Raw genomic sequence first — 12,791 nt, forward strand, 5'->3', positions numbered from 1 at the left:
TGGCAGGTGTATTGCGGAATTTTAGTCCGTTATATGCGGAGCTTTGCGTGGTTTTTCGCGGATTGAATCCGATTTATCGTCTGTCGCTCCGATGGCGCATCCGCGCCGGCTTTTCGAGGAGCGATGATGGATCACCCTGTTTCGGCCAATTCGGCGCTGGCGGCGCGCCGGCGCGCGTGGGTGCTGGCCGCCGTCTGCATGGCCGCCGTCGCGTTGCCGCTGTCGTTTTCGGGCGGCGCGGTCGCGACGCCGGCGATCGGCCGCGACCTGCACGGCAGCCCGGTCGCGATGAACTGGATCACCAACGCGTTCATGCTCGCGTTCGGCAGCTTCCTGATGGCGTCGGGCGCGCTCGCCGACCAGTTCGGCCGCAAGCGCCTGTTCGCGATCGGCGTCGGCGGCTTCACGCTGATGTCGGTCGCGCTCGCGTTCGCGCCGTCGATGCTCGCGGTCGATCTGCTGCGCGCCGCCCAAGGGCTCGCGGCGGCCGCGGCGCTGGCCGGCGGCACGGCCGCGCTCGCGCAGGAGTTCGACGGCGCGGCGCGCACGCGTGCATTCAGTCTGCTCGGCACGACGTTCGGGATCGGCCTCGCATTCGGGCCCGTGCTCGCCGGCGGGCTGATCGGGCATTACGGCTGGCGCGCGATCTTCGTGACGAGCGCGGTGGCCGGCGTGCTGTCGCTCGCGTTCGGGCTGCCGCGCATGCACGAGTCGCGCGATCCGCACGCGACGGGGCTCGACTGGCCCGGCACGGCCGCGTTCACGGCCGCGCTGACGCTGTTCACGTTCGGCGTGATCGAGGCGCCCGCGCGCGGCTGGTCGAGCCCGCTCGTGATCGCGCTGCTGGCCGGCGCGGCGCTCGGCGCGTGCGCGTTCGTGACGATCGAGACGCGCGTCGCGCGGCCGATGCTCGACCTGTCGCTGTTCCGCATCGCGCGCTTCGTCGGCGTGCAGGTGCTGCCGGTGTCGACCTGCTGCTGCTACATCGTGCTGCTCGTCGTGCTGCCGCTGCGCTTCATCGGTATCGACGGCTTCAGCGAGATCGACGCGGGCTGGCTGATGCTCGCGATCTCCGCGCCGATGCTGGTGGTGCCGCTCGGCGCGGCGACGCTTACGCGCTGGCTGTCGGCCGGCGTGATTTCCGGGCTCGGGCTGCTGATCGCGGCGGCCGGGCTCGTCTGGCTCGGCATCGCGCTGCGCGGCGGCGCGGGGCCGGCGGCGATCGCGCCGATGCTCGCGATCGGCGTCGGCGCCGGCATGCCGTGGGGGCTGATGGACGGGCTGTCGGTGAGCGTCGTGCCGAAAGAGCGCGCGGGGATGGCGACGGGCATTTTCAGCACGACGCGCGTGGCCGGCGAGGGGATCGCGCTGGCGATCGTCGGCGCGGTGCTGGCCGCGCTCGCGCAAGCGGGGCTGGCGCACGCGGCAGGGGCGGCCGGCACGCCGGACACGACGCTGCGGGCCGCCGCGCGGCTCGCGACCGGCGATCTCGCGGGCGCGGCTGCCGCGTTGCCGGGCGTCGGTCGCGCGGCGTTGATCGCGAGCTACACGCACGCGTTCGACCGGCTGCTGACGGGGCTGGCCGTCGTCACGGTGCTGTGCGCGGCGGTGGTGTTCGGGTTTCTCGGCGGGCGGGCGGCCGCCGACGAGGCGGGCGACGAGGCGGGCGACGAAACGGGCGACGAGGCGGGCGACGAGGCGGGAGGCCGCACGTTCACCGATGCGTCGGCGCGCAGCAGCCGGATCGAACCGGCCTGTGCGGAGACGCACGGGCGGTGAGTGTTGCATCGTGGCGCTTCGGCACTTCGGCACTTCGGCACTTCGGCACTTCGGCACTTCAGCACTTCGGTGCATCGGTGCATCGTGCATCGGTGCTTCGGGCCATCGGCGCATCGGCACGTCGGCACGTCGGCGCTTCGATGCTTCGGGTCATCGGCGCTTCGGCACCTCGACATTCCAGTAGGCGCAGCCGCCCGCATGGTCCGTCGGTCAGCGCGTCACCCGCTGCGCGTCACGCCAGCACGAGCGGCGGCAGGGCCGCATCCGCGCGCGCCTGCGCGCACGCCACATCGATCACCAGATAGCGCAACGCGTCCGGCCACAGTCGCGCGTGCCGTTGCGCATCCTCGTCGAGCGCCGCGCAGCCCTGCACGAGCCAGGTCGTCTGACGCACGAAATCGACGAACAGCAGCGCGATGGCCGGATTCACGAGCAGGTTGCCGATCGTGTTGAGCAGGTTGTTGCCGGCGAAGTCGGGCAGCACCAGCGTGCGGCGGTCCGGGACATCGACGAGCGGCGCGAACGAACCATCGGCGCGCGGCTGGCGGCCGCGGTAAGAACAGTCGGCGTTGCCGGCCGCGTCGGCGGTCGCGACGATCAGGAAAGCCTGCTCGCGGATGAAGGCGATGGCGTCGTCGGTCAGGGGGCCGCGATCGGTCATGGTGTCGGTCGGCGTGTGCGCCGTGCGTGGGGATCCGCGATTCGCACGCAAGCGACATGCCACGCGGCGCGGCGCGCATTCGCGGCAACGCGCCGCCGCCCACTGTGGAAATTCCGAACACCGGCCACCTCGCTGCGCAACCGCGGTGTTCAGAATCGGTACACCTGCCGTGTTGCGTGCGTGAACACCGCACGGAGCGAACGCGCGCCGGCCGCGATCGACGTGCGCCCGTTCCGTTTGGCACGCATGTTGCGTAAACGGGACCAGCGCATTCCAACCGGCGCTGTACTCACACAAGCACGATGAACAGGAGACATGTATGAACCCGTTTGACCTGAAGCAACTGGGCCTCGACGTCGAATACCCGTACCGCCAGCAATACGACAACTACATCGGCGGCAAGTGGGTGGCGCCCGTGAAGGGCGAGTATTTCGAGAACGTGTCGCCGATCAACGGCCAGCCGTTCTGCCGCGTGCCGCGCTCCGGCGCCGACGACATCGAGCTGGCGCTCGACGCCGCGCATGCGGCGCGCCGCAAGTGGGGCAAGACGTCGGTCGCCGAGCGCGCGAACCTGCTGCTCGCGGCCGCCGACCGGATGGAAAAGAACCTGAAGCTGCTGGCCGTGGCCGAGACGATCGACAACGGCAAGCCGCTGCGCGAGACGATGGCGGCCGACCTGCCGCTCGCGATCGACCACTTCCGCTATTTCGCGGGCTGCATCCGCGCGCAGGAAGGCGGCATCTCCGAAATCGACGACAACACCGTCGCGTACCACTTCCACGAGCCGCTCGGCGTGGTCGGCCAGATCATCCCGTGGAACTTCCCGCTGCTGATGGCCGCGTGGAAGCTCGCGCCGGCGCTCGCGGCCGGCTGCTGCGTCGTGATGAAGCCGGCCGAGCAGACGCCCGCGTCGGTGCTCGTGCTGATGGAACTGATCGGCGACCTGTTCCCGGCCGGCGCGATCAACATCGTGAACGGCTTCGGCAAGGAAGCGGGCGAAGCGCTCGCGACCAGCAAGCGGATCGCGAAGATCGCGTTCACGGGCTCGACCCCGGTCGGCAAGCACATCCTGCGCGCGGCGGCCGACAGCCTGATCCCGTCGACGGTCGAACTGGGCGGCAAGAGCCCGAACATCTTCTTCGCCGACGTGCTCGACCAGGACGACGCGTTCCTCGACAAGGCGCTCGAAGGGCTCGCGATGTTCGCGCTGAACCAGGGCGAAGTGTGCACGTGCCCGTCGCGGATCCTGATCCAGGAATCGATCTACGAGCGCTTCATCGAGAAGGCCGTCGCGCGCGTCGAGCGCATCAAGGCCGGCCACCCGCTCGACCTGCAGACGATGATCGGCGCGCAGGCGTCGCAGCAGCAGCTCGACAAGATCCTGTCGTACATCGACATCGGCCGCGGCGAGGGCGCGCAATGCCTGACCGGCGGCGAGCGCACGGCGCCGGCCGCCGAACTCGGCACCGGCTATTACGTGAAACCGACGATGCTGCTCGGCAACAACAAGATGCGCGTGTTCCAGGAAGAGATCTTCGGGCCGGTCGCGTCGGTGATGACGTTCAAGGACGAGCAGGAAGCGATCGAACTCGCGAACGACACGTTCTACGGGCTCGGCGCCGGCGTGTGGACGCGCAACGGCACGCGTGCGTACCGGATGGGCCGCGAGGTCGAGGCCGGCCGCGTGTGGACCAACTGCTACCACCTGTACCCCGCGCATGCGGCGTTCGGCGGCTACAAGCAGTCGGGTATCGGCCGCGAGACGCACAAGATGGCGCTGTCGAACTATCAGCAGACGAAGTGCCTGCTGGTCAGCTACCAGGCCGAGGCGCTCGGGTTCTTCTGATCGCCGCTGCCGCGGCGGCGTGCCGGGGCCGGTCGGCCCGGCACGCCGCCCGGTTCGATTTCCCTGTTCGACGGCCGGCGCCGGTCGCGTTTCCGGCGGCCGGCGCCGGCCACGCTGCCGGCCGTCGCGCATGCGCGACGGCACGGTGCACCGATGCATGTGACGATTCCCGGCATGGCAGAACCGCCCCGATCCTTTCCGCGTCACCCGGTATTCCATCCGGGCGAACTCGACGCGCAACACCGCTTCGGCGTCGCCGACGAAGCCGAGCGAATGAGCGACGCCGTGACCACGCGGCTGAGCATCGGCGTACGGCAGTTCGTCGAATCGCAACCGTTCATGTTCGTCGGCACGGCGTCCGGCGCGGGTGCGGCGATGACCTGCGACATCGTGCAGAGCCGGCGCAGCGAGCACGGCGATCTGCTGCCGGTGGTGCGCGTGATCGATACGAAGACGCTGCGGTTCGCGTTGCCCGCCGCGCATGACGGCGACGGCGGCTGGATCGACGCGGCCGCCTGCGACGGCAGCGGGGTCGGGTTGCTGTTCGTCGATTTCGTGCGCGGCCTGCGCTACCGGATCAACGGTCGCGCCACGCTGCGCGCCGCTTTGCCGGAAGCGGACGCGGCGCCGTGGGCGGCGGGCAGCGCGATCGTCGAACTGGCGATCGCGCAGGCATACGGCAATTGCGGCATGCGGGTCGTGCGGCTGAAGCCGGCCCGGTAGCCGGCGTCCGGGCGTCGGCATCCGGCGCGCGCGGCGGCACGCATGCGCGGTCGCCGCGCGGATCGCACCGGCGGCGTGCGCGACGTGCCGCCTTCGGGTGCGCCCGCATGGCGCGCATTGGCCGGACAGCGTGGAATGGCGGGGGCGCGCCGGGCCGTGCGGTTCGGCACGGGACTTGCGTGATACGCAGGGTTCCGCGCAGGTGAGGGAGGACACGATGGATCAACACGTGGCGTGTACGGAAGAACCGACCGCCGAAGACACGCGGCGCAGCGCGCAGGGCGACGACGCGTTCGCCGGGCAGGCCGTCGTCAGCGTCGCGCACGATGCGGACGAGCAGGCGCGCAACCTGATCGGCTGGCGGCAGACCTACGACCAGCTCGCGGCCGGCCGCTTCGTCGGCACGCTGACCGAGCTGCCGCTCGACACGATGAAGCTGTTTCGCGAATCGACCAGCCACCTGCTGCGCCAGGCGTGCGAAGTGCGCGGCGATGCGTACTGGTTCGGCATCCCGCTCGTGTGCGACGGCTCGGCGCGCGTCGATGCGTGCCGCATCGGCCCCGGCGCACTCGCATTCCGGCCCGGCAACGTCGAATTCGAACTCGTGACGCCCGCGCAGTTCTCGATCTACGGCGTCGTCGTGCGCGGCGACGTGCTGCGCCGCTATGCGGAGGAAGTGGAGCGTCGCGCGCTCGACGAGCGGCTGTTCACGCAGCGCGTGATGCAGGTCGGCGACGCGCGGCTCGCGCGCCTGTGCGCGCTGCTCGGCCGCCGGCTCGACGGTGCGGTGGCGATGGCCGGCCCGCTGCCCGATGCGCAGCGCGACGACCTGCAGGCCGAAGTGCTGGCCGCGCTGTTCGACGCGTGCGCGCAGCCGGCCGACGACGGCAGCGGCAGTGCGCCGTCGACGCGCCGCTGGCTCGTCGACCAGGCGCGCGACTACGTGCTCGCGCACCGCACGCGCCCGGTCGGCGTGCCCGAGCTGTGCGAGCAGTTGCACGTGAGCCGGCGCACGCTGCAGTACTGCTTCCAGGACGTACTCGGGATGGCGCCCGCGACCTACCTGCGCACGCTGCGGCTGAACGGCGCGCGGCGCGACCTGTGCGGGCGCGCGGCCGGCTCGGTGCAGGACGTCGCGGAGGCATGGGGCTTCTGGCATCTCAGCCAGTTCGCGACCGATTACCGGCGCCTGTTCGGCAAGCGGCCGTCGGAGACGCTGCGCGATCGCGCGTGAGACGCTCGGCACGGGGTGCCGGGCGGCCGGTGCGGCGCGCGCGGCGGCGGGCTGGCGCCGGGCGCGCGCTGCCGATTCGATCGTGTTCCGCTCGCCGCCGCGCCGGCTTCGCTCAGATGGCCGTCGCCGCCGCGCCGCGCGGCGCGGGCCACGCCAGCGCGTCCCAGTCGATTGCGCGGTAAGCGGCTTCGACCGCCGCCAGATCGTCCGGCCGCTCGCTGCGATGCAGCCCGCGCAATTCGGCCGGCACGTCGAGCGTGACCGGCACGCAGTGCGGATAGTCGCGCACGCGCCATGCCGGCCCGATCGTCGTGAAGCACGCGAGCGTCGGCACGTCGAAACCGTCGGCGAGATGCACGGCCGCCGTGTCCGGCGCGAACAGCAGGCTCGCGCCCTTGATCCAGGCGATGAAGCGCGCGGTGTCGGTCGCGTCGCGGCTCACGTCCACGTAAGCGGGATGCGCGAGCGGGCCGAAGCTGACCACCGGCAGCCCGTAACGCTGCGCGAGCCGTTCCACGAACGCGACGCACAGCGCGGGCGGCACGCTGCGCACCGCGGTGCTCGCATTCGGGCAGAACAGCACGTACGGCCGCTGCCACGCGGCCGGCAGCGCGGGCAGCGGCAGCCGCGCGAGCCAGCGGTTGCGCTTCGCGGCGGCGGGCACCGCGGCCGGATCGACGCCGAGCGCGTCGAGGAAGAAATCGATCATGGGCAGCCGCGCGAATGCGGGCCAGTACAGGTGATTGCCGACGTCGATGCACTGCGCGTCGGCGGGCAGCGCGTCGGCCGCGCACGGCAGCGTGCGTGACGGCGCGACGACGTCGGCCGCGAGCGCGTACAGCGCATCGACATAGCGCGGCGCGCGCGCCGGCCGGTACAGCGTGAAGCGCAGGCCCGCATGGGCCGCGCGCAGCGCGGCGAGGGCCGTCAGCCCGATCACCGAATCGCCGAGCGTGACGCCCATCCCGTTGATCACGTGCACGTGCCGCGCGTCGCCGTAATCGACGCGGAACGGCCGGTGGGCGGCGTGCAGCAGGCCGAGCGCCGGCGCGGCCGGCACGTAGCCTTCGGCGCGCGTGTCGCCATGCTCGAGGTCGTACGGCGCGACGAGCATGCCGTCGGGCGCGAGCAGCGTGCCGGGGCAGGCCAGCGCGTCGTCGGGCGATAGCGCGGCGACGGGCGGCGCGGTGCGCATGTCCATCGTCATGCGCTACGCGCGCGCCGACCCTGCTCGCGGATCTGCTCGAGCGTCGCGGCCGGCGTGCTGGCGTCCTGCGGGATGCGGATCTCGATCACCGCGGGCAACCCGCAGGTCAGCGCGCGCTCGAGCGCGGGCGCGAAATCGGCGGTGTGCTCGACCGTCTCGCCATGCGCGCCGAACGCACGTGCATACGCGGCGAAATCCGGGTTCGTGAGTCCCGTGCCATGCACACGCCCCGGGTAGTTGCGCTCCTGATGCATGCGGATCGTGCCGAAATGGCCGTTGTTGACGACGATCGCCACGATGTTCAGCCCGTATTGCATCGCGGTCGCGAGCTCGTTGCCGGCCATCATGAAGCAGCCGTCGCCGGCGAGCGCGACGACGGCGCGCTGCGGATACAGCGACTTCGCGGCGAGCGCGGCCGGCAGTCCGTAGCCCATCGCGCCGCTCGTCGGCGCGAGCTGCGAACGGAAGTGCCGGTACGCGAAGTGGCGATGCAGCCAGATCGCATAGTTGCCCGCGCCGTTGGTCAGGATCGCGTCGTGCGGCAGGCGCTCGCGCAACTGCACCATCACGTCGCCGAGTTGCACGTCGCCGGGCATCGGCAGCGGCGCATGCCATTCGCGGTACGCGCGGTGCGCGTCGGCGGCCGCGCCGGCCCACGCGGGCCGCTCGGGCGGCTCGAGCGCGGCCAGCGGCGCGGCGATCTCGGGCATGCCGGACACGATCGGCAGGTCGGCGGCGTACACGCGGCCGAGTTCGTCCGCGCCCTGATGCACGTGGATCAGCGTCTGGCGCGTTTTCGGGATGTCGAGCAGCGTGTAGCCGCCGGTCGTCGCTTCGCCGAGGCGCGGCCCGATCACGAGCAGCAGGTCGGCGTCGCGGATGCGTTTCGCGAGCGCAGGGTTGATCCCGAGCCCGACGTCGCCTGCGTAGTTCGGGTGTGCGTTGTCGATCGTGTCCTGATAGCGGAACGCGCACGCGACCGGCAATTGCCAGCGTTCGACGAAGGTGCGCAGGTTCGCGCAGGCGTCGGGCGTCCAGCCGCTGCCGCCGACGATCGCGAACGGCCGTTCCGCGCGCGCGAGCCGTTCGCGCAGCTCGTCGATCTGCGCGGCCGACGGCGCCGCCGCGATGCGTTTCGCGGCCGGCACGACGGGCTGCGGTGCGCACGCGTCGGACAGCACGTCCTCCGGCAACGCGAGCACGACCGGGCCGGGCCGGCCGGACGTCGCGACGTGGAACGCGTGGCTCAGGTATTCGGGGATGCGGCGCGGATCGTCGATCTGCGCGACCCATTTCGCCATCTGGCCGAACATCCGGCGGTAGTCGATTTCCTGGAAGGCTTCGCGGTCGAGGTGCTCGCGTGCGCATTGACCGACGAACAGGATCATCGGCGTCGAATCCTGGAACGCGGTGTGCACGCCGATCGACGCATGCGTCGCGCCCGGCCCGCGCGTGACGAACGCGATGCCGGGGCGGCCGGTCAGCTTGCCGACCGCTTCGGCCATGTTCGCGGCGGCCGCCTCGTGGCGGCAGACGACCGTCTGGATGCGGGCGGTGTCGTCCGCCAGCGCATCGAGCACGGCGAGGAAGCTCTCGCCCGGCACGCAGAACACGCGTTCGACGTGATTGGCGAGCAACGCATCGACGAGCAGTCGCGCACCGGTGGTGGCGCGCGGCTCGAGATCCTTGGAATGCGACATGGGCAGCCGTCTCCCTTGGGTAGCGGGACGTACAGCTTACGCCGGTTGGCCGGGCGCCGGTACGCCGGCCGCTGAAAAGTGTCGGAACGCTGGGCGGGGCGGCCCGTGCGCGGCGGCTTCGATTGGCCTTCCGGCCAGCTTGTGCGCGTTCGTGCGACGGCGGAAAGTGAGTGCCATGGATGTTGAGCCCGGCGCCGAATCGGCATGTCGGCGTTCAGCGGGGGCGTTGACGCTGACGTATCGAGCGGAACGCCATCGGGAGGCTTATGTACACACATGGATTTACATCTTCGCCCGCATCGGATAATGTACATACAATGTACATCCGAGCGGAGATCGACATGCATACCACGAGGGTATTCAGGAACGGCAACTCGCAGGCCGTGCGAATTCCGGCGGACCTCGCCTATGAACGCAGCGACATCGAACTGGAAATCGAGCGCGTCGGTGACGAAATCCGGATTCGGCCGATGCGGCGGCCTCTGACGCAGGTACTGCAGAAATTCGCGAAATTCGGGCCGGACTTCATGGCCGAAGGGCGCGGCGATCAGGAGCAGGCCGAACGCGAGGGTTTGTGATGCCGCGCTTCATGCTCGACACCAACATGTGCATCTATCTGATGAAGCATCAGCCGGAGCAGGTCGCGAAACGATTCGCGCAGTGCTACACGGGCGACGTCGTCATGTCGGCGATCACCTATGCGGAGCTCGAGTACGGCGTGACCGCATGTGCGAGTCCGGCCCGGGAGCGCCGCCATCTCGCCGCATTGATCGAGGATATTCCCGTCGCGCCGTTCGACGCCGCGGCCGCGCAAGCGTATGGCCCGATCCGCGACGCCACCCGCGAGCGGAAGAAGGATCACCTCGACAAACTGATCGCCGCGCATGCGGTGTCGCTCGATGTCGTCCTCGTGACCAACAACGAGCGGGATTTCGTCAGTTATCCGGGGCTGCGACTGGAGAACTGGCTGAACGACTAGCGTCGGGCGCCGTGCTGGCGGCAATGCGGGATATCGGTCCATCCCGCGTCGCCGCCGGGGCCGGCATCAGCATTCGACGATATTCACCGCGAGCCCGCCGCGCGACGTTTCCTTGTACTTCGTCTTCATGTCGGCGCCCGTCTCGCGCATCGTCTTGATCACCGAGTCGAGCGACACGTAATGCGAGCCGTCGCCGCGCAGCGCCATGCGCGCCGCGTTGACGGCCTTCACCGACGCCATCGCGTTGCGCTCGATGCACGGGATCTGCACCATCCCGCCCACCGGGTCGCAGGTCAGGCCGAGGTTGTGTTCCATCCCGATCTCGGCCGCGTTCTCGACCTGCTGCGGCGTGCCGCCGAGCACGGCCGCGAGCGCGCCGGCGGCCATCGAGCACGCGACGCCGACTTCGCCCTGGCACCCGACTTCCGCGCCCGAGATCGACGCGTTGAGCTTGTAGAGGATGCCGATCGCGGCGGCCGTCAGCAGGAAGTCGATCACGCCCTGTTCGTTCGCGCCGGGCGTGAAACGCGTGTAGTAATGCAGCACGGCCGGGATGATGCCGGCCGCGCCGTTGGTCGGCGCGGTGACGACGCGGCCGCCGGCCGCGTTTTCCTCGTTGACCGCGATCGCGTACAGGTTGATCCAGTCGATCATCGACAGCGGGTCCTGCAGCGCGCGCTCCGGGCTGCCGGTCAGCGTGCGGTACAGCTGCGGCGCGCGGCGCTTGACCTGGAACGGGCCGGGCAGGTTGCCGTCGGCATCGGGATGGCCGATCCCGCAGCCGCGCGACACGCACGACTGCATCACGGCCCAGATCTTCAGCAGCCCGTCGCGCGTTTCTTCCTCGGTGTGCCATGCGCGCTCGTTTTCCCACATCAGTTGCGCGATCGACTTGCCGGTCGATGCGGTCAGCGCGAGCAGTTCCGCGCCGGTGCGAAACGGGTGCGTCATCTGCTCGGCCGCGCTCAGTACCTTGGTGTTCGGCGCGCCGGCCGTCACGACGAAGCCGCCGCCGACCGACAGGTAAGTGCGCTCGACCAGCACCGCGCCGTTCGCGTCGCTCGCGCGCAGCTTCATCCCGTTCGGATGTTCGGGCAGCGCCTGACGGTAGAACGCGATGTTGTCTTTCAGCACGAACGGCACCGGATGCGTGCCGAGCAGCGCGAGCTGCTTCGTTTTCCGGATGTCTTCCAGCCGCGCGTCGATCGTGTCGGGATCCACGGTGTCGGGCGCGTCGCCGAGCAGGCCGAGCATCACGCCGCGGTCGGTGCCGTGGCCCTTGCCGGTGGCGCCGAGCGAGCCGTACAGCTCGACCTTCACGTGGGCCGTCGCGTCGAGCAGCCCGTCGCGCTCGAGGCCCTGGACGAACATCAGCGCCGCGCGCATCGGTCCGACCGTGTGCGAACTGGACGGACCGATGCCGATCTTGAAGAGGTCAAACACGCTGACTGCCATTTCGATACCTGCCTTGCGATAAGAATGAAGCTAGCGCGCCTGCAATGGCAGGCACGCGGCGAGCCATGCGGGCGGCGTTGGGGAAAGCTGCTGCGCGACGCGGGCATAGCGCCCGTCGAGCCGCGCGGCCAGATGAAAGAGTTCGGTGGCGTTTTTCGGGTCCCACTGCCCCGTGTAACCCGGCAGGCCGGCCTCGCGGCGCTTCGCGTCGAACGGCACCGGCGAATTCACGAATTCCTCGTGCGTTTTCTCGCCGAGCGCATACGGCACGAGCCAGTCGAGCGCGGCCGCGAGCGTCGCGCCGTTCGCGCCGCGCTCGCGCAGCCAGTTGCGGTTGAAGCGGCGCGCGGCGAGCGCGGCCGTCACCAGCGGCTGCAAATCGTAGACCGCGTAATGCAGCGCATCGCGTTCCTCGAAATCCCAGGTCTTGCCGTCCGGGCCGATGTTGTCGGCGAGATGTTCGACGAACAGCCGCTGCGCGGCGTTCATCATCTTGCGGTCGCCGAGCGTGAACGCGGACAGCGCGATCAGCTTGATCCGGTGGCTCTGCCAGTTGTTGCGCCAGGTGCCGGTGAGCGGGCGCTTCTGCGCGTCGACCTGCGCGACATAGCCGGCGCCGAGCTTGGCGATGAACGCGGCCGCCGCGTTGCGCGTCTTCACCGGCAGCGCGCTCGCGGTCATGTCGTACGCGACGATCAGGCTCTCGAAGCGCGTCTCGTCGATCGGGTTGAAGCTCGGCTGATAGGTCGAGACCCATGCGGACAGGAAGCGGTCGACGAGTTGCAGGTAGCGCGGCGCGTTCGTCACGCGCCACGCGAGCGCCGCATCGCGCATCAGGTCCATGTCCTTGAGCGCGGCGGCACTCTGGTCGTAGATGCCTTCGTGCGGCAGCGTGCCTTCGGTGTGCACGCGCGCCATCGCCTTCGGCTGCTCGCCGATGCGTGCGTCGACGCTGCGGATCAGCGCCTGCACGCCTGGCTCGGCCTGCGTCGTCTCGCTCGCCTGCAGCGCCGGCGCCGCGCAGAAATTCATCGCCGCGTGCGCACGGCCGGACATGCCGAGGCCGGCGGCGGCCAGCGACAGCGACGCGACGAGCATCGGCACGGAACGGCCTGCGCGCGTGCGCGGCCGCCGCTCTGTTGCACCATGGCCCGGAAACATCGGACGCACCATGCGGAACTCCTTCATTGGCTGGATCGCGTGTGAT

11 protein-coding genes are annotated in these 12,791 nt (G+C 70.2%); 6 read left to right on the plus strand and 5 right to left on the minus strand.

Annotated elements, in window-relative coordinates:
- Positions 1-126 precede the first annotated feature (126 nt).
- Positions 127-1,779: an MFS transporter gene (locus tag WS96_RS00635; RefSeq protein WP_059829902.1), complete on the plus strand. Its 1,653-nt coding sequence runs from the start codon at positions 127-129 to the stop codon at positions 1,777-1,779.
- A gap of 232 nt (positions 1,780-2,011) precedes the next feature.
- Here WS96_RS00635 and WS96_RS00640 read toward each other — a convergent pair whose 3' ends face one another.
- A complete protein-coding gene (locus WS96_RS00640) occupies positions 2,012-2,440 on the minus strand; it encodes a pyridoxamine 5'-phosphate oxidase family protein (RefSeq protein WP_059829904.1) in 429 nt (142 codons plus the stop codon).
- A 319-nt stretch (positions 2,441-2,759) separates the two neighbouring features.
- Between WS96_RS00640 and exaC the strand changes: the two genes are divergently transcribed.
- The 3 genes from exaC (at position 2,760) to WS96_RS00655 (ending at position 6,243) form a co-directional block, all read left to right on the plus strand.
- On the plus strand, positions 2,760-4,286 hold the full coding sequence (gene exaC / locus WS96_RS00645; protein WP_059503208.1) for an acetaldehyde dehydrogenase ExaC: 1,527 nt from the start codon (positions 2,760-2,762) through the stop codon (positions 4,284-4,286).
- A 174-nt stretch (positions 4,287-4,460) separates the two neighbouring features.
- The gene (locus WS96_RS00650) at positions 4,461-5,009 is read left to right on the plus strand and encodes a hypothetical protein (RefSeq protein ID WP_059829906.1); all 549 of its coding nucleotides are present in this window, start codon (positions 4,461-4,463) and stop codon (positions 5,007-5,009) included.
- A 217-nt stretch (positions 5,010-5,226) separates the two neighbouring features.
- Positions 5,227-6,243, plus strand: a complete 1,017-nt coding sequence (locus tag WS96_RS00655) for a helix-turn-helix domain-containing protein (RefSeq protein ID WP_027783194.1) — start codon at positions 5,227-5,229, stop codon at positions 6,241-6,243.
- A 112-nt stretch (positions 6,244-6,355) separates the two neighbouring features.
- Here WS96_RS00655 and WS96_RS00660 read toward each other — a convergent pair whose 3' ends face one another.
- Both WS96_RS00660 and WS96_RS00665 read right to left on the minus strand, forming a co-directional pair.
- Entirely contained in the window at positions 6,356-7,450 is a 1,095-nt protein-coding gene (locus WS96_RS00660; RefSeq protein ID WP_059829908.1) for a hypothetical protein, read from the minus strand.
- Positions 7,447-9,150: a thiamine pyrophosphate-binding protein gene (locus tag WS96_RS00665; RefSeq protein WP_059829910.1), complete on the minus strand. Its 1,704-nt coding sequence runs from the start codon at positions 9,148-9,150 to the stop codon at positions 7,447-7,449. Before WS96_RS00665 ends, WS96_RS00660 begins: the two co-directional genes overlap by 4 nt.
- A 341-nt stretch (positions 9,151-9,491) precedes the next feature.
- Between WS96_RS00665 and vapB the strand changes: the two genes are divergently transcribed.
- Together vapB and WS96_RS00675 are read left to right on the plus strand one after the other, a co-directional pair.
- Positions 9,492-9,728 carry a type II toxin-antitoxin system VapB family antitoxin gene (gene vapB / locus WS96_RS00670; protein ID WP_034209858.1) on the plus strand — a complete coding sequence of 79 codons (237 nt, stop codon included), beginning with the start codon at positions 9,492-9,494 and terminating at the stop codon, positions 9,726-9,728.
- Positions 9,728-10,129 (plus strand): type II toxin-antitoxin system VapC family toxin, encoded by a 402-nt coding sequence (locus WS96_RS00675; RefSeq protein ID WP_034209615.1) that lies wholly within the window; start codon positions 9,728-9,730, stop codon positions 10,127-10,129. The genes vapB and WS96_RS00675 overlap by 1 nt, the downstream gene beginning before the upstream one ends.
- A gap of 66 nt (positions 10,130-10,195) precedes the next feature.
- Here the strand turns inward: WS96_RS00675 and WS96_RS00680 are convergent, their stop codons facing one another.
- Both WS96_RS00680 and WS96_RS00685 read right to left on the minus strand, forming a co-directional pair.
- Positions 10,196-11,584, minus strand: a complete 1,389-nt coding sequence (locus WS96_RS00680; RefSeq protein WP_059829912.1) for an L-serine ammonia-lyase — start codon at positions 11,582-11,584, stop codon at positions 10,196-10,198.
- A gap of 30 nt (positions 11,585-11,614) precedes the next feature.
- Positions 11,615-12,757 (minus strand): alginate lyase family protein, encoded by a 1,143-nt coding sequence (locus tag WS96_RS00685; protein WP_034209613.1) that lies wholly within the window; start codon positions 12,755-12,757, stop codon positions 11,615-11,617.
- Between the last annotated feature and the right edge of the window lie 34 nt (positions 12,758-12,791).

It is taken from the genome of Burkholderia sp. MSMB1835, assembly GCF_001526365.1.
GTDB lineage: Bacteria > Pseudomonadota > Gammaproteobacteria > Burkholderiales > Burkholderiaceae > Burkholderia.